At 64.2% G+C, this 22,640-nt stretch carries 23 protein-coding genes; 10 read left to right on the top strand and 13 right to left on the bottom strand.

Annotated features, from left to right (window positions below; all coding sequences use genetic code 11):
- The first annotated feature begins 1 nt into the window (after window position 1).
- From AC1DYJ_RS09355 to AC1DYJ_RS09340, 4 genes are all read left to right on the top strand, one after another.
- Complete coding sequence (locus tag AC1DYJ_RS09355; RefSeq protein WP_477280354.1) at window positions 2-1,006, top strand: xanthine dehydrogenase family protein molybdopterin-binding subunit; 1,005 nt, start codon at window positions 2-4, stop codon at window positions 1,004-1,006.
- 8 nt (window positions 1,007-1,014) lie between these two features.
- Window positions 1,015-1,896 (top strand): AAA family ATPase, encoded by an 882-nt coding sequence (locus AC1DYJ_RS09350; protein ID WP_477280353.1) that lies wholly within the window; start codon window positions 1,015-1,017, stop codon window positions 1,894-1,896.
- Between the two features lie 211 nt (window positions 1,897-2,107).
- Window positions 2,108-3,244: a vWA domain-containing protein gene (locus tag AC1DYJ_RS09345; RefSeq protein WP_477280352.1), complete on the top strand. Its 1,137-nt coding sequence runs from the start codon at window positions 2,108-2,110 to the stop codon at window positions 3,242-3,244.
- Entirely contained in the window at window positions 3,244-4,131 is an 888-nt protein-coding gene (locus tag AC1DYJ_RS09340) for an amidohydrolase family protein (RefSeq protein ID WP_477281697.1), read from the top strand. The genes AC1DYJ_RS09345 and AC1DYJ_RS09340 overlap by 1 nt, the downstream gene beginning before the upstream one ends.
- Window positions 4,132-4,135: 4 nt before the next feature.
- Here AC1DYJ_RS09340 and AC1DYJ_RS09335 read toward each other — a convergent pair whose 3' ends face one another.
- Window positions 4,136-4,543, bottom strand: a complete 408-nt coding sequence (locus AC1DYJ_RS09335; RefSeq protein WP_477280351.1) for a carboxymuconolactone decarboxylase family protein — start codon at window positions 4,541-4,543, stop codon at window positions 4,136-4,138.
- A 105-nt stretch (window positions 4,544-4,648) separates the two neighbouring features.
- Window positions 4,649-6,082 carry a DHA2 family efflux MFS transporter permease subunit gene (locus AC1DYJ_RS09330; RefSeq protein ID WP_477280350.1) on the bottom strand — a complete coding sequence of 478 codons (1,434 nt, stop codon included), beginning with the start codon at window positions 6,080-6,082 and terminating at the stop codon, window positions 4,649-4,651.
- 119 nt (window positions 6,083-6,201) lie between these two features.
- Between AC1DYJ_RS09330 and AC1DYJ_RS09325 the strand changes: the two genes are divergently transcribed.
- Window positions 6,202-7,203 carry an ornithine cyclodeaminase family protein gene (locus AC1DYJ_RS09325; RefSeq protein ID WP_477280349.1) on the top strand — a complete coding sequence of 334 codons (1,002 nt, stop codon included), beginning with the start codon at window positions 6,202-6,204 and terminating at the stop codon, window positions 7,201-7,203.
- Window positions 7,200-8,708, top strand: coding sequence for an HAL/PAL/TAL family ammonia-lyase (locus AC1DYJ_RS09320; RefSeq protein ID WP_477280348.1), 1,509 nt, complete (start codon window positions 7,200-7,202; stop codon window positions 8,706-8,708). The genes AC1DYJ_RS09325 and AC1DYJ_RS09320 overlap by 4 nt, the downstream gene beginning before the upstream one ends.
- On the opposite strand, the gene AC1DYJ_RS09315 is transcribed toward AC1DYJ_RS09320, so the two are convergent.
- From AC1DYJ_RS09315 to AC1DYJ_RS09295, 5 genes are all read right to left on the bottom strand, one after another.
- Entirely contained in the window at window positions 8,709-9,524 is an 816-nt protein-coding gene (locus AC1DYJ_RS09315; protein ID WP_477280347.1) for a 3-methyl-2-oxobutanoate hydroxymethyltransferase, read from the bottom strand. It abuts the gene before it with no gap.
- Window positions 9,525-9,597: 73 nt separating this feature from the next.
- Window positions 9,598-10,686 (bottom strand): fatty acid desaturase family protein, encoded by a 1,089-nt coding sequence (locus tag AC1DYJ_RS09310; RefSeq protein ID WP_477280346.1) that lies wholly within the window; start codon window positions 10,684-10,686, stop codon window positions 9,598-9,600.
- A 19-nt stretch (window positions 10,687-10,705) separates the two neighbouring features.
- Window positions 10,706-11,620: a sugar phosphate isomerase/epimerase family protein gene (locus tag AC1DYJ_RS09305; protein WP_477280345.1), complete on the bottom strand. Its 915-nt coding sequence runs from the start codon at window positions 11,618-11,620 to the stop codon at window positions 10,706-10,708.
- Between the two features lie 57 nt (window positions 11,621-11,677).
- Window positions 11,678-12,766 (bottom strand): Gfo/Idh/MocA family protein, encoded by a 1,089-nt coding sequence (locus AC1DYJ_RS09300; RefSeq protein WP_477280344.1) that lies wholly within the window; start codon window positions 12,764-12,766, stop codon window positions 11,678-11,680.
- A 116-nt stretch (window positions 12,767-12,882) separates the two neighbouring features.
- A complete protein-coding gene (locus tag AC1DYJ_RS09295; RefSeq protein WP_477280343.1) occupies window positions 12,883-13,653 on the bottom strand; it encodes an IclR family transcriptional regulator domain-containing protein in 771 nt (256 codons plus the stop codon).
- 116 nt (window positions 13,654-13,769) lie between these two features.
- Between AC1DYJ_RS09295 and AC1DYJ_RS09290 the strand changes: the two genes are divergently transcribed.
- Genes AC1DYJ_RS09290 through pcaF form a run of 3 tightly spaced genes read left to right on the top strand, consistent with a single transcriptional unit; the run spans window position 13,770 to window position 16,619 of the window.
- A complete protein-coding gene (locus tag AC1DYJ_RS09290) occupies window positions 13,770-14,627 on the top strand; it encodes a CoA transferase subunit A (protein ID WP_477281695.1) in 858 nt (285 codons plus the stop codon).
- The gene (locus AC1DYJ_RS09285) at window positions 14,624-15,412 is read left to right on the top strand and encodes a CoA-transferase subunit beta (protein ID WP_477280342.1); all 789 of its coding nucleotides are present in this window, start codon (window positions 14,624-14,626) and stop codon (window positions 15,410-15,412) included. Before AC1DYJ_RS09290 ends, AC1DYJ_RS09285 begins: the two co-directional genes overlap by 4 nt.
- Before the next feature lies 1 nt (window position 15,413).
- Window positions 15,414-16,619 (top strand): 3-oxoadipyl-CoA thiolase, encoded by a 1,206-nt coding sequence (pcaF, locus tag AC1DYJ_RS09280; RefSeq protein ID WP_477280341.1) that lies wholly within the window; start codon window positions 15,414-15,416, stop codon window positions 16,617-16,619.
- A 13-nt stretch (window positions 16,620-16,632) separates the two neighbouring features.
- Here pcaF and pobA read toward each other — a convergent pair whose 3' ends face one another.
- The 6 genes from pobA to pcaD are packed head-to-tail and all read right to left on the bottom strand — an operon-like array spanning window position 16,633 to window position 21,450.
- Window positions 16,633-17,805 carry a 4-hydroxybenzoate 3-monooxygenase gene (gene pobA / locus AC1DYJ_RS09275; protein WP_477280340.1) on the bottom strand — a complete coding sequence of 391 codons (1,173 nt, stop codon included), beginning with the start codon at window positions 17,803-17,805 and terminating at the stop codon, window positions 16,633-16,635.
- A complete protein-coding gene (locus tag AC1DYJ_RS09270; protein WP_477280339.1) occupies window positions 17,805-18,857 on the bottom strand; it encodes a 3-carboxy-cis,cis-muconate cycloisomerase in 1,053 nt (350 codons plus the stop codon). Before AC1DYJ_RS09270 ends, pobA begins: the two co-directional genes overlap by 1 nt.
- A gap of 18 nt (window positions 18,858-18,875) precedes the next feature.
- A complete protein-coding gene (pcaG, locus tag AC1DYJ_RS09265; protein ID WP_477280338.1) occupies window positions 18,876-19,490 on the bottom strand; it encodes a protocatechuate 3,4-dioxygenase subunit alpha in 615 nt (204 codons plus the stop codon).
- A complete protein-coding gene (gene pcaH, locus AC1DYJ_RS09260; RefSeq protein ID WP_477280337.1) occupies window positions 19,490-20,245 on the bottom strand; it encodes a protocatechuate 3,4-dioxygenase subunit beta in 756 nt (251 codons plus the stop codon). The genes pcaG and pcaH overlap by 1 nt, the downstream gene beginning before the upstream one ends.
- Window positions 20,235-20,648, bottom strand: a complete 414-nt coding sequence (pcaC, locus tag AC1DYJ_RS09255) for a 4-carboxymuconolactone decarboxylase (RefSeq protein WP_477280336.1) — start codon at window positions 20,646-20,648, stop codon at window positions 20,235-20,237. Before pcaC ends, pcaH begins: the two co-directional genes overlap by 11 nt.
- Window positions 20,641-21,450: a 3-oxoadipate enol-lactonase gene (pcaD, locus tag AC1DYJ_RS09250; RefSeq protein WP_477280335.1), complete on the bottom strand. Its 810-nt coding sequence runs from the start codon at window positions 21,448-21,450 to the stop codon at window positions 20,641-20,643. The genes pcaC and pcaD overlap by 8 nt, the downstream gene beginning before the upstream one ends.
- Before the next feature lie 93 nt (window positions 21,451-21,543).
- Here pcaD and pcaQ point away from each other — a divergent pair, with 93 nt between their 5' ends.
- A complete protein-coding gene (gene pcaQ / locus AC1DYJ_RS09245) occupies window positions 21,544-22,461 on the top strand; it encodes a pca operon transcription factor PcaQ (RefSeq protein ID WP_477280334.1) in 918 nt (305 codons plus the stop codon).
- Window positions 22,462-22,640: the final 179 nt, after the last annotated feature.

Below are 22,640 nucleotides of genomic sequence, written 5' to 3'. Positions count from 1 at the left end.
TATGGCGATCCGGCGCGGACGCGGCGTCGCCGCGATCAACTATCCCACAGGCATGAATCTCGGTGGCGACCCGACCCAGGCGCTGGTGCATTCGACGCCGACCGGCAATTTCATGGTCACGCTGTCCTCGGTCGATCTCGGCCAGGGCCTGAAGCAGATCATGGCGCAGATCTGCGCCGAGACCATCGGCGTGCCGACCGACCGCGTCACCATCGACACCGCCGACACCGACACCGGCCCGCACTGCATGGGCACTTTTGCTTCGCGCGGCACCCACCGCGCCGGCAATGCCGTCATCCAGGCCGCCAAGGAAGCCCGCCAGGTAATGCTGGAGGTGGCGGCGGAAGAGCTGGAGGTCAATGCCTCCGACCTCGAAACCGACGGTGAAGGCAACATCCTCGTGAAAGGCGCGCCGCAGAAATCGATCTCGATCTTCGATGTCGCACTGTCGGCGCATTTCAAGCGTGGCCGCTCGATTTCGGGACGCGGCATGTTCCTGATCCCGCGCTCCTACCCAGAGAAGGAAACCGGCGCGATGAAGCCATCGACCTGCTACGCCCATGCCTGCACGGTTGCCGAGGTCGAGGTCGACGACGAGACCGGCGAAGTGACCGTTCTGACGGTGAAGAACATTTTTGAGATCGGCCGCGCGCTGAACCCGAAAATGGTCGAGCAGCAACTGGTTGGCGGCTCTTGGATGGGCATCAGCCACGCGCTCTATGAGACGACCGAACCCTACTACCCAAACCGCGACCATGGCGGCACCGACTTCAACCAGTATCTGATGCCGGGCCCCGGCGATCTCGCCCAGACCGAGATCATTGTGCTGGAGCGTCCTTCAGCGGATGGCCCGTATGGCGCCAAGGGTCCGGGCGAAATGTGCGCCAACCCGCAGATACCAGCGGTGGCCAATGCCGTCTTCGACGCCGTCGGCGTGCGCATCGACACGCTGCCTATCACGCCGGAGCGGATCTTGCGCGCGCTGAAGGCGCAAGCGGCGAACTGAGGACAGAGATGCCGGAGGTGAATGCCGAGACTGTCGCGACCTCACCGGAGGCGGTGGCATTGCGGCTTGCCGCTTCGCGCTATCTCGCCGACGACAGCCTGGCGACCGCGATCTTCCTGGCCATCCGGTTGGGCAAACCGCTGCTTCTTGAAGGCGCGCCGGGCGTTGGCAAGACGGAAGCCGCCAAGGCGATCGCCGAACTGCTCGGACGCGAGCTGGTGCGGCTGCAATGCTATGAAGGCATCGACGCTGCCCATGCGCTCTACGAATGGAACTATCAGCGCCAGCTGCTCGCCATCCGCCATGCCGGCGAGCATGAGATCGATATCTATGACGATCGTTTTCTGATCGCCCGCCCGCTGCTTCAGGTGCTGCGTGCGCCTCGGCAGCGCGTGCTTCTCGTCGACGAGATCGACCGCTCGGACCATGAATTCGAAGCGCTGCTGCTCGAATTCCTTTCCGACTTTCAGATCAGCATCCCCGAGCGCGGCACCATCCGCGCCGAAGCACAGCCGATCGTTATCCTGACCTCCAACCGCACCCGCGAGCTGGCGGAAGCGCTCAGGCGGCGCTGCGTCTATCACTGGATCGGCTATCCCGATGCCGCGCGCGAAGCCGAGATCATCATGCTGCGCGCCGGTGATGTCGCCGAAGCGACCGCGCGTGCGGTGGCCGACGCCGTGCAGCAAATCCGCGCCCGCCCACTCGCCAAGCCGCCGGGCATCTCCGAGGCCGTCGAATGGGCCAATGCGGCAACCATTCTCGAAAAGGGCGGCAGCCCATGGCCCCAAGCCTTCCGCCGCGCCATCGGCGTGTTGATCAAGGACGAGGAAGATTTGTCCTCGATCGGGCCGGAGTTGGGTCGGATCGTCAAGGAGGCGCTGGGGTGAGCCGGGACGTCATCTCACCGTTCATTCCGCAACGCTGGCGGGACAGCGCCCCCCTCTGTCCTGCCGGACATCTCCCCCACACGGGGGGAGATCAGCTGTTGTCATGGCCTTCGCCAATCTCCAACGTTGCAGGAAGATGCGGCGCGCCAAAGCTGCTGATCTCCCCCCTCGTGGGGGAGATGCCCGGCAGGACAGAGGGGGGCGCGAAGGAATGATGCGGGAAGAAAACCTGCCTCGCTCTGCGGCACCGTTCCTCAACTTCGCCCGCCTATTGCGCCGCCACGCCTTCGCAATCGCGCCCGAGCAGGTCTCCAGCTTCATGCAGGCCGTCACCCTCCTCGGCCCGCGCTCGATGAATGACATCCGCGAGGCCGCCCTTGCCACGCTCGCCCCTTCACCCGACCGCCGCAGCGAATTCGAAGCGCATTTCCGCAGCCATTTCTACGGCGACGCCAGAACCTCGATCTCAGGCGAAGAAGACGAGGAAACGCGCATCAAGGACGACCACGGCACGCGCGAGGAAGAGAACCAACCGCCACGCCACGAAAAAGGCGGCGAGCTGTCGTCGGGGATCGAACAACTGAGCAGCCGCGACTTCCAGCGCGACGACGATGGCCTTGTCCCCTTCAGCCGCAAGCTGGCCTCCGCCTTGCCCGCGCGTCGCTCCTTCCGCACCGTACGCACCCGTTCGCGCGGCACGCTCGACCTCAGGCGCTCGCTCAGCGAAATCGTCAGCGCCGATGGCGACATCCCCTCGCCGCAGCTTCGCCGCCGCCAGACCGTACCGCGCAAACTGCTGCTCTTGATCGACGTGTCCGGCTCGATGAAGCTGCACACGGCGGACTACCTCAAGCTCGCGCACGCCGCCGTGCAAGGCGCCGACCGCGCCGAAATCTTCACCTTCGGCACGCGCCTCACCCGCGTCACATCGGCGCTGCGCATCCGCGACCGCGAGCAGGCGCTCACTCGCGCCGCTGCACTGGTCGACGATTGGGATGGCGGCACACGCATGGGGCCGACGCTGCTCGCTTTCCTCTCGGTACCGCGTTTCTCGGCCTTTGCGCGCGGTGCAGCCGTGATCATCCTGTCGGATGCGCTGGAGCGCGGCGACCATGCCGACCTCGAAACGGCGATACGACGCCTGAGCGCCCGCGCCTTCCGGCTGTCGCTGGCGACACCGCTCGCCGGCGATCCGCGCTTCCGGCCGGCGACGGCAGCACTGCGCGCAATCCTGCCCGATCTCGACGATCTCATCGACGGTTCGTCGCTTGGGAGTCTCACCGATTTCATCCTGTCGCTCGCCCGCCCTGCCTCTGCGGCGGCGACACTCTGGAAAAGGGTTTCGTGATGCAGAAAGCCATCGACGCGCATTTCCACATCTGGCGTCAACAGGACCAGCCCTGGCTGGTCGGTCCGATGGTGCCGCGCATCTTCGGCCCCTACGAGCCGATCCGCCGCGACTATCCGATCACGGAATTTCTTCAGGACCAGAACGGCGCCGGCGTCGAAAAAGCCGTCTATGTCCAGACCAACTGGGCCAAGGAGGATTTCGAAAAGGAGGTCGCCTTCTTGCAGAAGACCGCTGACGAGACCGGCTGGCCGCACGCCATTGTCGGCTATGCCGACATGACAGTGGATGATGTCCGGCCGCAAATCGATCGGCTGATGAAATACAGGCTGCTGCGCGGCGTGCGCATGCAGCTGCACTGGCACGAAACGCCGGCCTTCCGCTTCGCCGCCTCGGCCGACCAGGTCATCGACCCCAAGGTGCGCGCTAATGTGGCGCGGCTGAAGGACTATGGCCTGTCCTTCGACCTGCAGCTTTTCCCCGCCCAGATGAAGGACGGGCTGACGCTGGTCGGCGAGAACCCTGAGACCAATTTCATCCTCACCCATGCCGGAATGCTGACCGGCATGGAGCCGGAGACCACAGAGGCCTGGAAGGCCGGCCTGCGCACGCTGTCCGCCGCGCCGAATTTTTACGCCAAGCTGTCAGGGCTCGGCACCTTCGTGCACCGCAACGACCCGGCTGTCATCGCCTACATCGTCGACAGCGCGGTCGACATTCTGGGCGCAGACCACCTGATGTTCGGTTCCAACTTCCCGATCGAAAAACTCTGGACCAGCCACGCCGAACTGATCAAGGCGCACCGTGCCGCGGTGGCGAAGCACGGGCCGGCTGCCGAGGCGGATGTATTCTGGAACACGGCAGAGAAGGTGTATCGGCCGGTGTGAACCTTCACTCCACCTCAAACTCCGCATCGACCGGGATCTGCATCGCCGTCACCAGATGGTTGGTCTGCCCGGCCAGTCCGATGATCGACACCAGCTCGCCATGCTGCGCATCGGTCAGGCCCTTGGCCCGCGCTGCGGCCGTGTGCGAATGAACGCAATACGAGCAACCATTGGCGGTCGACACCGCGATGTAGATCATCTCCTTGGTCAGCGGATCGATGGCGCTTTCGGTGGCCATCACCATTTTCACCTGTTCCCACGTCCGTTTCAGCAAAGCCGGATCATTGGCCAGCCCGCGCCAGAAATTGTTGACGAAATCGGATTTGCGGGTTGCACGGATATCGTCGAACACCGCCTTCACCGCCGGGATTTTCTCGACCTCGGCGTCGGTCAGGAGTCTTGTCGCGGCCATGGCATTTCCCTTCGTTGAATCGGTGGATCAGGTCCTTGAATCAGATTTCGAGCAAACGCGCCTAACCATTTGTCGATTCAAGTTTCGCGGCGGAAGAATTCGACGTCAATTCTTCAGAGCGTGACCGGAAACCTCGGCGCCCGCACCGGGCGGCAGCACCAGGAACCGCAACGCCGCCACCAGCCCGATGGCGCCGATCACGACGAAGGCGATGCGAAAATCGACGAGGTCGAGCGCCGGCTGCGCCCTGACGATCTGCGACAGGTTGAGGATCGCCGCCGCCACCGCCACGCCGAACAGCATCGATATCTGCTGCAGCATGGACGACAGCGTCGCCGCCGAGCTGCGCTGCGTCGCGTCGATATCGGCGAAGGCCAGCGTGTTGAGCGCGGTGAACTGCATCGAGCGCGACAGGCCGGCGATCAACATCAGCGCCACGACCAGCGCCTGCGGCGTCTCCGGCGAGATCGCCGCGCAGGCCATGATCGAGGCCGAGGCGATGATGCCGTTGACGACCATCACCGTGCGAAAACCGAAGCGCCTGAGCGTCGGCGTCGTCACCGTCTTCATGCCGAGATTGCCGAGGAAATAGGCCAGGATCATCAGGCCGGCATCGACGGGCGAAAGGCCGAAGCCGACCTGGAACAGCAGCGGCAGCAGGAACGGCGTAGCGTTGATCGCCACCCGGAAGATCGTACCGGCGGCAAGCGTTGAGAGGGCGAAGGTCAGTACCTTGAAGGCTGAGAGATCGAGCAGCGGATGCGGCGCACGCCTGAGATGCCGCACCGCCAGCCAGCCTACGACAATGCCCGCTGAGACCAGCAGCACGGTCGGCAAGGCGCCGTCTTCCGGATGCGCGATCCGCTCCAGACCATAGAGCAGCAGGGCGAGCCCCAGCGAGGTCAGGAAGAACCCCGGCCAGTCCAATGGCTTGGGGTCGGCCTCGCGGTCGCCCGGAATGAAGCGGGCGACCAGCGCCAATCCGATCAGCCCAAGCGGGATGTTGATGAAGAAATTCCAGTGCCAGGATAGGTAGGTGGTGATGAAACCGCCAAGCACCGGCCCGACGACGGGCGCGAATAGCGCAGGCCAGGTGATCAATGCCGTGGCGTTGAGCAGCTCCGATTTCGGCGCATTGCGCAGCACCAGAATACGCCCGACCGGTGTCATCAGCGCACTGCCAAGGCCCTGCACGACGCGGGCGGCAACAAATTGAGGGAGACTCTGCGAGAAGCCGCAGGCAAGCGAAGAGAGCGTAAACAGGACGATCGCCAGAAGGAAGATGTTGCGCGCGCCAAAACGGTCGGCAAGCCAGCCCGACAGAGGCACGAACACCGCCATGGTCAGCATGTAGGCGGTGATGCCGATGCTCATCGCCACCGCCGGCACGCCGAAAGATTGTCCCATCTGCGGCAGCGAGGTCGAGATGATCGTCGAATCCAGGAGCTGCATGAAAAATGCGATGGCGACGATGAGCGCCACGCGCCGCGCATTGCTGGCGGTTTCGGTGGAGGCTTCGCTATCGGGAACGGCAGTCATGACGAACCGCGTTGAACAGCATATGGCTGGCCCAGTCCAGAGCCTAGCCAACAAACTTCCGTGTCGGCCCGCAGCCTGCTATGGGATGGACGGGCCGACGGAGGAAAGTGCGCGCATAAATGAAGCCGATCTATATCGACTACCTCAATGCCCTCGATATCGAAGCCCTTGAGATGACCGACGGCGAAATCATCGCCGCCGTCGAGGCCGGACTGATCGCGCAAGGCAATGGCCAGACGGTGATCGAGCCCCGCGTCCATCTCGAACCCGATCCCTCCTTCCACGGCCATTTCAACGTGCTGCGCGGCTACGTCGCGCCGCTCGATGCGGCCGGCGTGAAGATCGTCGGCGACTATGTCGACAATTATCTGCACGGCTTGCCCTCGGAATTCGGCATCTTGAACCTGTTCGATCCGCGCACCGGCACGCCGCGCGCCATTCTCGACGCCACGGTCATCACCGACATGCGCACCGGCGCCGTCACCGCCATCGGCGCCAAACATCTGGCGCGCAAGAACTCGAAGGTGCTCGCCCATATCGGCGCGCGCGGCACCGCCTACTGGAATGTGCGCCTGCTCGATCATCTGTTCGATTTCGACGAGATCCGCGTCCATTCGCGCCGGCCGGAAAGCCGCGACGGTTTTGCCGCCAAACTCTCCGCCGACCTCGGCAAGACAGTCACCGCTGTCGCCGACTGGGAAAGTTGCGTCAAGGGCGCCGACATCGTCGTCGAGGCTTCGCGGCTTTCCGAACCGCAGCCGCTGCTCAAGACCGAATGGATCAAGCCCGGCGCCTTCGTCGTGCCCTATGGCACAATGAGCGCGGTGGAATTGTCGCTGACCGACATCATGCAGAAAATGGTCGTCGACGACTGGGGCCAGTGCAAGGGCGGCAAGTTCGGTTCGCTGCGCGCCCATGTCGAGACGGGGCGGCTGAGCGAAAAGACGCTGCATGCCGAGCTCGGCCAGATCGCCGCCGGCCTCAAGCCGGGCCGGCAGAGTGACGACGAGACGATCCTGTTCTGGCATCGCGGCCTGTCGCTGTCCGACATCGCACTTGGCAAGGCAATGCTGGCCAAGGCCGCGGACAAGGGCATCGGCCAGAGGCTGCGCTTCGCATGAGCGCGCTCGTCCTCACTGGCGCCGGCGTCAGCGTCGAGGATGTCGCGGCGGTCGCCCGTAACGGCCGCAAGGTCGAGGTCGAGCCTGCCGTCATCGAGAGGCTCGACAAAGCCCGCAAGGTGCTCGACCAGGCCGCCGCGTCCGGCCAGAAGATTTACGGCCTCAACACCGGCCTCGGCGCCAATCTCGGCAGCTCGGTCGAAGGCGATGCCAGCGCCTTCCAGCGCCAGTTGCTGGAGGGACGCAGCGGCGCCGTCGGCGAGCCGTTGCCGCAAGAGGCGGTGCGGGCGACCATGTTTGCCCGTGCCGCGATGTTCTCGGTTGGCGGTTCGGGCATTTCGCCCGCGGTTTTCACCGCGCTGATCGACGCGCTCAATGCCGGTGTGCAACCGGTGATGCCGGGACTGGGCTCGATCGGCGACGGCGATCTGGTGCTGATGACGGCCCTTGCCCGTCTGCTCACCGGCGACGGCGAAGCAGACTATCAGGGCCGGCGCATGCCGGCCGCCAAGGCCCTGATGATGGCGCGGCTCGCTCCCATTAGCCTGGCGCCGAAAGACGGGCTGTCGCTGATCAACGCTTCGGCGGTCTCGGCCGGCAGCGGCGCGCTGGCGCTGACCGACGCGCTCTCGGCCTTCGCGCAACAGCAGCAGGCCGGCGCGCTGACCATGGAAGGGTTCGGCGCCAACCGTACCATCCTCGATCCGCGCCTGCATCTGGCGCGACCGGCCGCCTGCCAGCAAATGGCGGCAAAGAGCCTGCGCGATCTGCTTGCCCGCGACGAGGAGGCGGCGCCGACAACCTTGCAGGACCCGCTGTCGATCCGCTGCATGCCGTCGATCCATGGCGCGCTGATCCAGGCGATCGACCAGGCGCGACTGGCGCTGGAGATCGAACTCAACGCCGCCGCCGACAATCCGCTGGTGCTGGGCGATGACGGCCAGGTGCTGTCCACCGGCAATTTTCATACAACGTCGCTGGCGCTTGCCTTCGAGACGCTCGGCCTGGCGATCGCCCAATGTGCGGCCGCCAGTGCCGCCCGTTTCGTCCAGCTCACCGGCTCCGGCCGCAACGGCCTGCCGAAATATCTGTCGCCGGTCGGTGGCGCCTCAGCCGGCTTCGTGCCGTTGCAAAAGACGGTGGCGGCGATCCTGGCTGGCATCCGCCACAAGGCCAATCCGGTGATGCTGGATTTCCTGGCCGTATCCGAGGGCGTCGAGGACGTTGCCACGCAGACACCGCTCACCGTGTCGAAATGCGCCGGAATGATCGGCCTGTGGCGGCGCCTGATTACCTTCGAACTGATGGCGGCTGCGCAAGCCGTCGATTTCCGCGACGGGCTGAAGCTCGCGCCGGGCACCGCCGCGATCCATGCCGCGGTGCGCGCGCATGTGGCAATGCTCAGGGAAGACCGGCCGCTGGGAGCGGACGCCGAAGTGCTCCACGCTTTGCTCGCCGACGGAACATGGCGAGGCGCTGGGACGGTCGATAAAGACCCGGCGTAATCAGCTCTTTGCGTCCACCTTTGCGTCTACCCTCTTCATGAACTGGCTGAGCTCGGCAGGGTCCATGCGCACGACATGCTTGTCTTCCGGATAGGCGCCACTGTTGACGTCGGCGACATATTCGGAAAACGCCGCGACCCGCTCCGCCTGCAGCCGGTCATACTCGGCGGCGAAGTTACGATAGACCTTGGAGTGGCGCGGCATGTGGCCCCGATTCTGGCCGAGAATGTCGTCGGCAAACAGGTATTGCGCATCGCAGCCGGTGCCGGCGCCCATCGACAGCATGATCAGCGAGGTGCGTTCCGAGATCGCCTTGGCGACCTCGACCGGCACCACCTCGATCTCGGCGCCCATCGCCCCGACCGCTTCATATTGCTTGACCGCCTCAAAAATCTGCATGGCGGTGTCGGCGGTCTTGCCGACGGCCTTGAACCCGCCGGTCCAGGTGGCGCGGGACGGAATGAGGCCGACATGGCCGATGACGGGGATGGCATCGTCGGCCAGCCGCTTCACGGTGGCGAAGCCGGCGCTGCAATAGACTGCGTCGGCGCCCGCCTTGTAGAGCGGGAAAGCCCAGCGGATGAAATCATCCGCCGTGCCGATCTCAAAAAAGTTCTCGCCCGGCATGGTGAACAGGCTGGGGGCGGCATCGCGATACTGCGGGTTGAGCACCAGCTCCGGCGGCACCGAGACGATGTCGACCCCTGCCCGCTCGGCAGCCTCGGCCTCGTCCATCGTCAGGACGCGCAGCATGGTCAGCTGGCGTTTGCCTTTCATGGCGCGCAGATCGGCGACGGTCGGTCTCTTTCGGCTCATCGGGATGTCCCTGTTTGCTGGAATTCATCTTCCACCTTACCGGCCATGTGACAGGCCGGATAGAAGGCGTGGCTCATTCGGCGGCCGCCGACATATCGACCTCATGAAACTCGCCGCGATAAGGCCGCGCCGTCGGCGGCAATTCGCGCTTGAGGAAATAGTCCTCGTATCGCAGCTGTTTCAGCAGCACCGGCCAGACTTCGCGATAAGCGTGCAACATCGATGGGTTCGCCACCGGCAGATCGTGCTTGATCAGTTCGTGCAGCCTCGGCAACGCGTGATAGGGCACCATCGGGAACATGTGATGTTCGACGTGATAGTTCATGTTCCAGTAGATGAAGCGGCTGACTGGGTTCATGTAGACGGTGCGGGTGTTCAGCCGATGGTCGACGACATTGTCGGCCAGCCCGATATGCTGCAACAGGCCGGTCAGCACCATGTGCCAGCTGCCATAGAGGCGCGGCAGGCCGATCAGCACCAGCGGCAGCCACGATTTTAGCGCGATCGCGGCGACAATCGCCGCCGCATAGATGGCCACATGCCAGCGCGCGGCCATGATGGCCTTGCCCTGTTCGCTTTCCGGAATGTAGCTCTTTTCATCGTCAGACAGCTTGCCGAACGCCTGGCGCACCAGGATCGGCAGCGAATAGCGGAAATCGAGAATGCCGGTGAAGGCGAGCGCCGCCTTGATCAGGTTTGGCGGCCGCATGACGGCGATCTCGGCATCGCGCCCGACGATGACGGTATCGGTGTGATGCCGGGCATGGCTCCAGCGCCATTGCACCGGATTGCGCACCACCATGAACGAGGCAATCTCGTAGACGACATCGTTCATCCAGCGTGTGCGGAAAGCCGTACCATGGCCACCTTCATGCCAGCGAGAGTCGCTCGACGAGCCGTAGAGCACGCCATACACGAGCAGGAACGGCGCCACCCACCACGTCCCCCAGAACCAGACAATGCCGGCGGCCGAGCTCAGGATCGCAGCGATCCAGATGATGGTGTCGCGGATCGCCGGCCCGTCGGAGCGCTGCATCAGCTCCTTCATCGCTTTCCGCGGCACATCTGTGTGATACCATTCGGCGGAGGCCAACCCGGTCTCGATGGCCCGGCGGGTGCTTTCGCCGACCAGGCTGTAATCGCGTTTTGTTTTGACCGCCATCGTCACCTCCCGCCCGGCCTCAAAGGCCGTTGGCGCGGAACTTCCCGTCGAGAAATGTCTTCGCCCGCGGCACGTCGTCCTCGGTCAGATGCTCGATGATGACAGGGATGTTCGGGTGCTTTTCGCTGAGCCGCTTGAGATAAAGATCGTAGTTCAGCGAACCGAGACCAGGCGCCGGCAATTCGATCTCGCCGACACCGCGGAAGGTCAGCCCTTCATGCGCGTCCGCATCGCCGATATCCGCATGCTTCTCCGTCTTGTCGCTGCCGGAACGCTTCACGTCCTTGGCATGCGCGATGCGGATCTTGTCGGTCAGCGTGTCGAACACCTGGTTCAGCACCTGGTCCATGCGGTCGATGTTGTGCGCCTCGAAATAATTGGTCGGGTCCATCAAAAGGCCGAGGCCGGGATGATCGACCTGCGCGAACATCTTCACCGTCTCCTCGACCGAGCCGACGACATTGTTGACATAGGTTTCGAGCAGGAACACCGCACCATGGTCATAGGCAGTCTGGGCAAGATCCGAGATCACCTTGCGGCATTCCTCGAACCCTTCCTCGGTCTTGTTCTTGGGGTGATGCACCCAGTCGGATTCAGTGTTGTAGGTGCCGGTCTCCGAGATCACATAGGGCGAGCCGAAATCGCGCGCGTTGCGGATGATTTCCTTGAGATAGCCAACGCGCTTCTCGCGCTCGGCTTTATCCGGGTGAATGATGTTGGTGTAGCCCGAGATGCAGCAGACCGGCAGATTGTGGTCGCGGAATGTGTCGCGGACCGTCCTCGCTTTATCCCTCGTGATCTGCCCGGCCGTGAGATCGATATCCCGGAAATGCAGATCGAGCTGCACTGTGTTGAAGCCGAGCGCGCGGATGCGCCGCGCGGACTCCGCGAGCTCATAGGGGAAATAGCCGGTGAAGATCCCTGCCTGCATCATGATGTGAACTCCTCCCGGTAAGCGATTCAGCCGTCACGCTATTCGGCGGCCAGATGGTCAATCGATCGATATCTCGGACAGTTTGACGGTGCGGCCTTCCGCCATAGAGCGGTAGCCGGCCTCGACCAGCGCCATCGTCTTGACGTTGTCGGCAACCGACAGCGCCGGCGGTGTGCCGGTCTTCACCGCATGCTGCAATTGCTCCATCACGCCGATGAAGGCATGCGGAAACCACATCGTCTCCCAGCGCGGGCTCACCCATTTGCCGCCGGTCGTCTCGGTCGAGGCATAGGTCAGCGTCGAGGCAACGCCTTTCGGCCAGCCGATCGTGCCCTTGGCGACCCCCTTGGTGCCATCGACGCGCCAGTTGATGTGCTGGTCGTCCTCGTAGCCTTCCTGGCGCGGACCCGACCAGACGTCCTCCAGCGACACGGCAAGCACGCCGGAGGTAAAGCGCAGCGTCGAGACGGTGATGCCATCGGAATGGTCGAACGCCGTGCGCGGGTCCTTGCGCGTCAGCGTGGTGATTTCAGAGGGATCGCCGAACAGAAAACGCAGCACGTCGAGGTGATGCACGCTCATATTGGCGAGCGTCAGCCGGTCGTAACCGGCGAGAAAAGTCTGCCAGTGCGGGATCGCATGCATGTCGATCTGCGCGAAGACGATGTCGCCCAGCGCGCCGCTGTCGATGATCTGCTTCAAGACGCGCATCGACTGGTCGTAGCGCATGTTCTGGTTGACCGAGAGGATCTTGCCGGACCTGGCTGCCTCGTCGCGCAGCTTGACCGCTTCCTCGACCGACAGCGCCAGTGGCTTTTGCGCCAGGATCGCCTTGATGTGCTTTTGCTTCAGCGCATGACGGATCAGCGCCGGCTGCTGGTCGGGCGGAAAGGCAAGGTCGACGATCTCGACCTCGGTACTCTCGATCAGCTGTTCCGGCGTGTCGTGGACGGTCGGGATGCCCCAGCGCTGCGCCACTTTCTCGCCGCTGGCCTTGGTCCGCGATGCGATCGCCACCACGGGAAAGCCCGCCTGCGCATAGGCGGCGAGATGGCATTCGGCCATGATCATGCCGGCGCCGATGCAGCCGATCCGGTATTCGCTGCTGCGAACCCTTACATCCGGCTCGAAACCCTGGCCTGCCATCCATTCCTCCCCTACGGGACAGGATATAACGCCATGGCCGGTCGATCAGCCAAGGTCCGCTCCATCAATTCCCATCAGAACCAGGGGGCGCCAGCTTCGGACAGTTCGCGCGTCGGTCAGACGAAGAAAAACTCCTCCACCCGCTGCTTGGCCTTTCGCAAGACCGGCAGGATATCGCGTTCCATCTCTGCCACCGAAAACCGTGCCGACTGGGTCGACATGTTGATTGCCGCCACCGTCCGCCCGGACCGGTCGGCAATCGGCACGGCGATGGAGCGCAGCCCGAGTTCCAGCTCTTCATCGACGATGGCAAAGCCATCCGCCCTCGCCGCGTCGATCGCCTTGCCGAGAGCGGCACGACTGGTGATCGTCTTTGGCGTCCGCCGCTCGATCCTTGCCTCGGCAAGGAAGGCCTTCAGTTCATCCGGCGTGAGCCCCGCAAGCAGCACGCGACCCATCGAGGTGCAATGCGCCGGCAGCCTGGTGCCGACATCGAGCGACACGCTGAGGATGCGGCGGCCGGGGATACGCGCGACATAGACGACCTCCTCGCCCGACAGCACGGCCGCGTTGCAGGCTTCATTAAATTGGCCCGCCAGTTCACGCATGATCGGGGCCGCGAATGTCCACAGCGAGGCGCCGCCTAGCCAGGTGCGGACGATGGTGAGCAGGCGCGGCGAAAGCGAAAACTGCCGGCCGACCTGCGTTGCATAGCCGGTCGCGGTCAGCGTCAGCAGGAAGCGGCGCGCACCGGCGCGGGTCAACCCCGCCTCCTCCGCCATTTCGGTCAGCGTCATGCCGGCAGGATGCCGGGCCAGGATCTCCATGACTGCAAGGCCGCGTTCCAGCGAACCGACATGGTCGCGCGTCGTTGCCTCGTCGTCCATGTGGCCTCCGCGAAACAATCTGTCGCCATTGACTCGACAAGGCGACTTGACGTAAAAGTATCTCATACAAAACAAATGTTCGCAATACGAACTTTTTTGATCCGGAGTTCATGGCGATGGTCAAATTCCTGCCGCTCAGTGAGGCTGTGGCCGAGAACCTGCATGATGGCGACGCGGTCGCTTTCGAAGGCTTTACCCATCTGATCCCGACGGCAGCGGCGCATGAGGCGATCCGCCAGGGGTTTCGCGACCTCACCCTCATCCGCATGACCCCCGACCTGATCTACGACCAGATGATCGGCATGGGCATGGCGAAGAAGATCATCTTCTCCTATGTCGGCAATCCCGGCGTCGGCCTGCTGCGCCGCGCCCGCGATTCCATCGAAAACGGCTTTCCCCGGTCGATCGAGATCGAGGAACACAGCCATGCCGGCATGGCCAATGCCTATGAGGCGGGTGCCGCCGGCCTACCCTGCGCGGTGTTCCGTGGCTATCGCGGCGCCGGACTGGCAGCGGTCAATCCGAACATCAAATCGGTCACCTGCCCCTTCACCGGCGAAGTGCTGGCCGCTGTTCCTTCGATCCGTCCCGACGTCACCTTCATCCACGCCCAGAAGGCGGACAAAAAGGGCAATGTGCTGGTCGAAGGTATTATCGGCATCCAGAAGGAAGCTGTGCTGGCGGCCAAACGCGCCGTCGTGACGGTGGAGGAAGTGGTCGACGATTTCGACGATCTCCACCCCAACCTCACCGTGCTGCCGCGCTGGACCATTGCGGCGATATCGGTGGTGCCCGGCGGCTCGCATCCCTCCTACACGCACGGCTATTATGCGCGCGACAATGCCGCCTATCTCGAATGGGACGAGATCGCCGCCGATCGTGAAAAGTTCCAGGCCTGGATGCAGGCCAATGTCATCGAACGCACGGCCCACGATTTCGCCGGCCGCGTAAAACATCTGAGGAGCGCGGCATGAGCGGCTTCACCCCCAACGAGATGATGACAATCGCCGCCAGCCGCGCGCTGAAGAACGACGATGTCTGCTTCGTTGGCATTGGCGCGCCGTCGGCCGCCTGCAATGTCGCGCGGCTGACGCATGCGCCCGACATCACGCTGATCTATGAAAGCGGCACCATCGGCACCGCGCCCGATGTGCTGCCGCTGTCGATCGGCGACGGCGAACTCTGCGACACCGCCGTCACCACCGTCTCGGTGCCGGAGATGTTTCGCTACTGGCTGCAGGGCGGCCGCATTTCCATCGGTTTCCTCGGCGCCGCGCAGCTCGACAAATTCGGCAACATCAACACCACCGTCATTGGCGACTATGCGCATCCGAAAACCCGCCTGCCCGGCGGCGGCGGCGCGCCGGAGATCGCCACCTCGTCGAAAGAGATCTACATCACCATGGCGCAGTCGAAGCGCGGCATGGTCGAAGAGATCGACTTCTTCACCTCCTTCGGCCATGGCGACGGCGGTGACCATCGCCGGCGTCTCGGCATCGACACAGCGGGGCCGACGCTGCTGATCACCGATCTCGCCATCTGGAAGCCGGACCCCATAACCAAGGAATTCACCGTCGTGTCGCTGCACCCCGGGGTCACGTGCCAGCAGGTGCAGGACAGCTGTGGCTGGATCGTAAAGTTCGCCGAGGCGCTTGACGAAACGCCGGCGCCGACGGAACTCGAGCTGACGACATTGCGAGACCTGCAGGCCCGCACCAAGGCGGCGCATGAAGGCAGCGGAAAAGAAAAGGCTGCATGACATGACCGAGGCGTTCATCTGCGACTACATTCGCACCCCGATCGGCCGCTTCGGCGGCGCGCTGTCTTCGGTGCGTGCCGACGATCTCGGCGCCATTCCGCTGAAGGCGCTGATCGAGCGCAATGCCGGCATCGACTGGCAAGCGGTGGACGACGTCATCTATGGCTGCGCCAACCAGGCCGGCGAGGACAATCGCAACGTCGCGCGCATGTCGCTGCTGCTCGCCGGATTGCCGAAGGAGGTTTCCGGCTCGACCGTCAATCGTCTTTGCGGTTCAGGCATGGATGCCCTCACCATCGCCGCGCGCGCCATCAAGGCCGGCGAGGCCGAGCTGATGATCGCCGGCGGTGTCGAATCGATGAGCCGTGCGCCCTTCGTCATGCCCAAGGCAGAGACCGCCTTTTCGCGCCACGCCGAGATTTACGACACCACCATCGGCTGGCGCTTCATCAACCCGCTGATGAAGAAACAGTACGGTGTCGATTCGATGCCGGAGACCGGCGAGAACGTCGCCGAGGATTTTTCCGTGTCGCGCGCCGACCAGGACGCGTTTGCCGTGCGCAGCCAGGACAAGGCGGTCGCAGCGCAGGCGAATGGCCGGCTGGCGAAAGAGATCACCCCGGTGACGATCCTGCAGAAGAAGGGCGATGCCGTTGTCGTCTCCAAGGATGAACATCCCCGCGCCGGCACCACGGTCGAGTTGCTCGCCAAATTGCCGACGCCGTTCCGCCAGGGCGGCACGGTCACCGCCGGCAATGCTTCCGGCGTCAACGATGGCGCGGCAGCACTGATCGTCGCCTCGGAAGCAGCGGTGAAAAAATACGGCCTGACGCCGATCGCCCGCATCCTCGGCGGTGCTGCCGCCGGCGTGGCGCCGCGCATCATGGGCATCGGCCCGGCGCCGGCGACGAAGAAGCTCTGTGCCCGTCTCGGCCTGACGCCGCAGCAATTCGATGTCATCGAACTCAACGAAGCCTTCGCCTCCCAAGGCATCGCCGTGCTCCGCCAACTCGGCATCGCCGAGGACGCGGAACACGTCAACCCGAATGGCGGCGCCATCGCGCTCGGCCATCCGCTCGGCATGTCGGGTGCCCGTATCGCCGGGACGGCAGCGCTGGAGTTGCGCGAGCGCGACGCCCGCTATGCGCTGGCCACCATGTGCATCGGCGTCGGCCAGGGCATCGCTGTGGCGCTCGAGCGGGTTTGAGATCGCACTTCCGTCAATAAGGCAGCCCGACATAGTTCTCGGCAAGCGCGGTCGACGCCGCTTGCGAATGCACGAGATAGTCGAGTTCGGCCTCCTGGATGCGCTGGCCGAAATCGCCCGTATCGGGAAAGCGGTGCAGCATCGTCGTCATCCACCAGGAGAAGCGCACCGCTTTCCAGACTCGCGCCAGCGCCTTGGCCGAATAGGCGTCGAGCCCGGCTTGTGATTTATCGAGATAGAATTCGCGAAGCCCGGCAAAGAGATAGCGCACATCGCTGGCGGCGAGGTTGAGACCCTTGGCGCCGGTCGGCGGCACGATGTGAGCGGCGTCGCCGACCAGGAACAGCCGGCCGAAGCGCATCGGTTCGGCGACGAAGGAACGCAGCGGCGCGATCGATTTTTCAAAGGACGGGCCGGTGACGACGGCGGCCGCCGTCTGTTCCGGCAGGCGGCTGCGCAACTCATCCCAGAAGCGGTCGTCGCTCCACGCTTCGACGCGCTCATCGGCCGGCACTTGCACATAGTAGCGGCTGCGATGCGTCGAGCGCATCGAGCACAGCGCAAAGCCGCGCTCGTGATTGGCGTAGACCAGTTCGTGATCGGCCGGCGGCACCTCGGCCAGCACGCCCAGCCAGCCGAACGGATAGGTCCGCTCGAACGTCTTCAGAGCCCGTTCCGGCGCCGATTTGCGGCTGACGCCGTGATAGCCATCACAGCCGGCGATGAAGTCGCAGTCGATGCGGTGGCTGACACCATCCTTGTCGTAGGTGACGTAGGGCGCCTCGCCGTCGAAACCGTGCAGCGTGACATTGGCCGCCTCGTAGACAGTGGTGAGCCCCGCCGCCTCGCGCTTGTCCATCAGATCGTGCGTCACTTCGGTCTGGCCATAGACGGTGACGTGCTTGCCGCCGGTCAGTGCCGTGAGATCGAGCCGGTGCAAGCCGCCACCGAAGGCGAGCGAGATGCCGGAATGCGGCAGGCCCTCGGCATGCAGCCTTGCAGCGGCGCCCGCCTCTTCCAGCAATTCGACAGTGCCCTGTTCGAGCACCCCTGCCCGCACACGGCCAAGCACATGCTCCCGGCTCGACCGCTCGAGGATCACCGTTTCGACGCCGATGCCGCTGAGCAGCTGGCCGAGCAGCAGGCCGGATGGTCCCGAGCCGACAATGACAATTTTTGTGCGCATCAGTGGCCCAGGCTCTCGATCTGTCCGGCAAGTTCGGCGGCGAGCCGCAGGGCAGCCGCGGTCGCTACCGCCATTTGCGGCAGAAGCAGCCATTCCAGCGTCCAGGCAGCGCCCGAGCGCTCCTGTTCGTGCACCAGCGCCTGGTGCATGCCGGAAAGCTGCGTGGCGTTGAAGCGGGCCAGCGCCACCAGCGCCTCGGCTTTCACCGGGTTCTGCTTGTGCGGCATGGCCGACGAGCCGCCGCCGCCGGACAGCGCGATCTCCGTGCCGCCCTGCGCCATCAGCGCAATGTCCTGCCCGAACTTGCCGAGGCTGCCGGTGATGAGCGACAGGAGACTCGCGAACTCGGCCAGCGCATCGCGCTGGCTGTGCCATTGCGGCGCATCGCCTAGCCCGAGTTTTGCAGCGAGTGCCGCGCGCACTGCAGGCCCTTTGTCGCCGAGCTTTTCCAGCGTGCCGGCAGCGCCGCCGAACTGCACCACGAGCAGACGAGCGGATTGTTCCGACAGCCGCCTCTGATGCCGTTGCAGCGGCGCGCGCCACACCGCAACGCGGTCCGATGCCTGGATCGGAATCGCCACCTGCATGCGTGTCATAGCGGTCAGCACCTTGCCGCCAAAGCGCTCTTCCAGCGCCGTCAGCCGCACGATATTTTCGGTCAGCAAGAGATCGAGATGGTCGATCACACGGCGCAGCCGAAGCATCAGGCCCGTATCGATCACATCCTGGCTGGTTGCGCCGAAATGAACGCTGGCGTCATGCGGTGCACCGACCGTGGCCTTCAACTGGCGCACCAGTTCGGGCACGATCACGCCGTCTTTCGCCACACCGGCCCGCAGCCGCGCGGTATCCGGCTTGTAGGACAACAGGACAGCGACAATTGCCGCCGCGGCGTCCTTGCCGATGACCCCGCTTTCGGCCTGCGCCTGCGCCAGCGCGCGCTCGAAATCGAGCATGGCGGCGATTTCCGCATCGGCGGAAAAATGCCGCGCCGCCTCCTCGTCGCCGAGCAGGCCGGACAGCAGCGGATGGTCGAAGGGCGATACGGTCATGTCTTTGTTTCCTGACCGTCAGCTGTCGAAGAAGACCGTTTCCTTCTCCCCCTGGAGATGGACGTCGAAAATGTAGTCATCGCCTTGCCGATCGGCGATCAGCGTCGGCACCCGCACCTTGTGCTCGATGCGGGCAAGGATCGGATCTTCGGCATTGGCCTTTTCCTCGTCGGAAAAATAGAGCCTTGTGTGGAGGCCGATGTTGATGCCGCGCGCGACGATCCACAGGCTGATGTGCGGCGCCATCAGCCGTCCGTCGCCAAAAGGCACCCGCCCCGGCTTGATGGTCTGAAAACTGCAGAGGCCGGTTTCCATGTCGGTCGGCTGGCGGCCCCAGCCCTGAAAATCCGGATCGGCATCGACGCGCAATTCGGCCGGCGAATTGTAAAGGCCATTGGTATCCGCCTGCCAGATTTCGATCAGCGCGTCCCGGAGCGGTGTGCCGGTGCCGTCGAGCACGCGGATGCGCAAACCGATGCGCTCGCCCTTGGTCTTGTCGCTGATCATCGTCGCGCCGAGATCAGTGGCATAGACGCCGCCAATGCCGCCGAAATTCGGCGTCAGGCCGATGTGCACGTAAGGCCCCGCCGTTTGCGACGGGCTCTCCTTCAGCCGGGTGAGCGCCTGCGCCATCAATTGCCCTCCGGCCGGTTTTCGAACAGCGAGGCGCGGCGTCCGCGCAGCACGATGTCGAACTTGTAGGCGCGCGCGTCGAACGGGATCGTCGCTTGCATGTCGAGCGCGGCGATCAGCGTCTCAACGGCAGCCTTGTCGCGGATGCCGCCGACGATCGGACAGCGCCAGATCAACGGGTCGCCCTCGAAATACATCTGTGTGATCAGCCGCTGCGCAAAGCCATGGCCGAACACCGAGAAATGGATGTGCGAGGGACGCCAGTCATTCGGTCCGTTCGGCCACGGATAGGGGCCGGGCTTCACGGTGCGAAAGGCATAGCCGCCATCGGCGTCGGTGATGGTGCGGCCGCAGCCGCCGAAATTCGGATCGAGCGGCGCCAGATACCCGTCCTTCTTGTGGCGATAGCGGCCGCCTGCATTGGCCTGCCAGAATTCGAGCAGCGCGCCAGACACACCAACGCCGCGCTCGTCGAGCACCCGCCCATAGACGATGATGCGCTCGCCGATGGCGCTCTCGCCGGGCTTGGCGAAATTGTGGATCAGGTCGGCGTCAAGCTCGCCCAGCATGGCGTGGCCGAACACCGGACCGGTGATTTCCGACGCCGTGTTGTCGAAGGCCAGCAGCGCCTTCTGCGGCGAGCGCAGCACCGATGTCTTGTAGTCCGGCGTCAGCGCCGGCGGATGCCAGTTGCGGTCGCGCTGGAAGAAGGCGCCGGTCTCCGGCCTGCGGTTCGAGCCGGCATCAGCTGGCATGGCCATTCCTGCTTGCGTCCATGTCCGAAAACACCTCCTTGGCGATCCTGAAGGCGCGGTTGGCCGCTGGCACGCCGGCATAGATGGCGACATGCAGGAACGCTTCGCAGATGTCGTCACGCGACGCGCCGGTGTTGGCGGTGGCGCGCACATGCATGGCGACCTCTTCATCATGGCCGAGGGCCGCCAGCAGCGCCAGCGTCACGATCGAGCGCTCGCGCTTGCTGAAACCCGGCCGCGCCCAGACTGTCCCCCACGCTGCCTCGGTAATCAGCTCCTGGAACGGCCGGTCGAAATCGGTGACGGCATCCTCGCTGCGGTCGACATGCGGGTCACCGAGCACCGAGCGCCGCACTGTCAGCCCGGTCCGGTATCTGGTCGTGGTCTTGGACACTTCATCCATGGATCTGCTTTCTCTGAGGAAGCGACGCGAGAAATTCTCGGATCAGGGCGATCAGCGCCCCGGGCTGTTCGACGCAAGGAATGTGGCCGGCATCCCTGATGATCTCGAAGCGCGCGCCGGGGATCAGATCCGCCAGCCAGCGGACGAGATCTGGGGGCGTCGAGCCGTCCTGGTCGCCGACGACGCAAAGCGTGGGGACCGCGATCGCCTGTGCGACTTCGGTGAAATCCGCGTCGCGCACCGCAGCGCACGTGCCGACATAACCGGCGACGGCCTGCCTGGTCATCATGTTCCAGTAGCCGTCGAGTTCGGCGACACGTTCGGTGTGAAAGGCCGGGGTGAACCATAGTTTGAGCACCGCGTCGGCGACGGCCTGGATGCCCTTGCTTTCGACCGTTGCGATACGGGTGTTCCAGCTGTCGAGCGTACCGATCTTGTGCGCGGTGTCGCACAGGATGAGGCCTTCCACGAGTTCAGGGCGTCGCGCGTAAAAGCCTTGCGCGACGAGGCCGCCGACCGACAGGCCGCAAAGCACGACATTGGTCAGCCCGAAATGATCGATGAGGCCGGAGAGATCGTCGACATGATCGTCGATCGAGGAGATGCCGCCAATATCGGAGAGCCCGTGGCCGCGCTTGTCGTAAACCAGCAAGGGCATGTCAGCGTTCAATTCAGACACCACTTCGTCCCAGATGCGAAAGTCGGTGCCGAGGGAATTGATGAACACGACCGGTCGCGCGTTCCCATGCGCCTTGAAGTGGCGATGGTGCAGCGTGATGCCGCCAATGTTGACGAATGGCACGATTTCGATCCTCCGTGTTCACATTGCACAAGGCATTTGGTTTGGTAAAATGATATTTTGTGCCGTTTCATTAACTGAGAGGTTACGAGAACCATGTCCGAAAGCCGCATAAGGTTTCGTCACCTGCAGGCGTTCCTTGAGGTAGCGCGGCAAGGCAGCGTGGCGAGGGCGGCCGACTTTCTTCATGTCAGCCCGCCGGCGGTGACCAAGACGCTGCGCGAACTGGAGGAGGCGCTTGGCATCGCCGTCGTCGAACGCGACGGCCGCGGCATAAGGGTGACGCGGCTCGGCGAAATCTTTCTCGGCCACGCCGGCACGGCGATCACCGCCTTGAAGCGCGGCGTCGATTCGGTCAGGCAAGACGGCGCCATCAACCGCCATCCGATCCGCATCGGCGCCCTGCCCACGGTGTCGGCCAGGGTCATGCCGCTCGCCATGAGCCTGTTCCTGAGTGAAAACACCGGCGCTGCGATCAAGATTGTCACCGGCGAGAATGCGGTGCTGCTCGAACAGTTGCGCGTCGGCGCGCTCGACCTCGTCGTCGGCCGGCTTGCGGCGCCGGAAAACATGACCGGCTTCTTCTTCGAGCATCTCTATTCCGAACAGGTTCTGTTCGTGGTGCGGGCCGGCCATCCATTGGCGCAGCCGGGCCAGGACATCTTCGCCCGGCTGGACGAGTTCCCGGTGCTGATGCCTACGCGAGAATCGGTCATCCGCCCCTTCGTCGACCGCCTGTTCATCACCAATGGCATGACCGCGCCGGCGACCGAGATCGAGACCGTCTCGGATTCCTTCGGCCGCGCCTTCCTGCGGCAGAGCGATGCCGTCTGGATCATCTCGACCGGCGTCGTCGCCAATGAAATCTCCAGCGGCGCCTTCGTCACGCTGCCCGTCAACACCGAAGAGACCAAGGGACCCGTCGGGCTGACCATGCGCACCGACACCGCCCCCTCGCCGGCCTTCGCCATCCTGCTGAAAACCATCCGCGAGGCAGCCAGCCGAGGCGGCTGAGGCAGACGTCCTCCGCGAGGGCACAGCGGTCAGGTTGGCCGCCGCAGGCCGGCGGTAAGGCGCAATCTCATAACCCCAGGGTTAACGAAATACCGCAAAATATCATTTTACCAAACCAAACACCTAGGGCACTGTGACGATGGGAGGATCGAAATCGTGCCGTTTGCCGGCATTGGCGG

The sequence above is a fragment of the Mesorhizobium sp. P2_B11 genome, from assembly GCF_056404855.1.
Note: the sequence above shows the minus strand (reverse complement) of the source record. Positions and strands in the feature narration are given on the sequence as shown.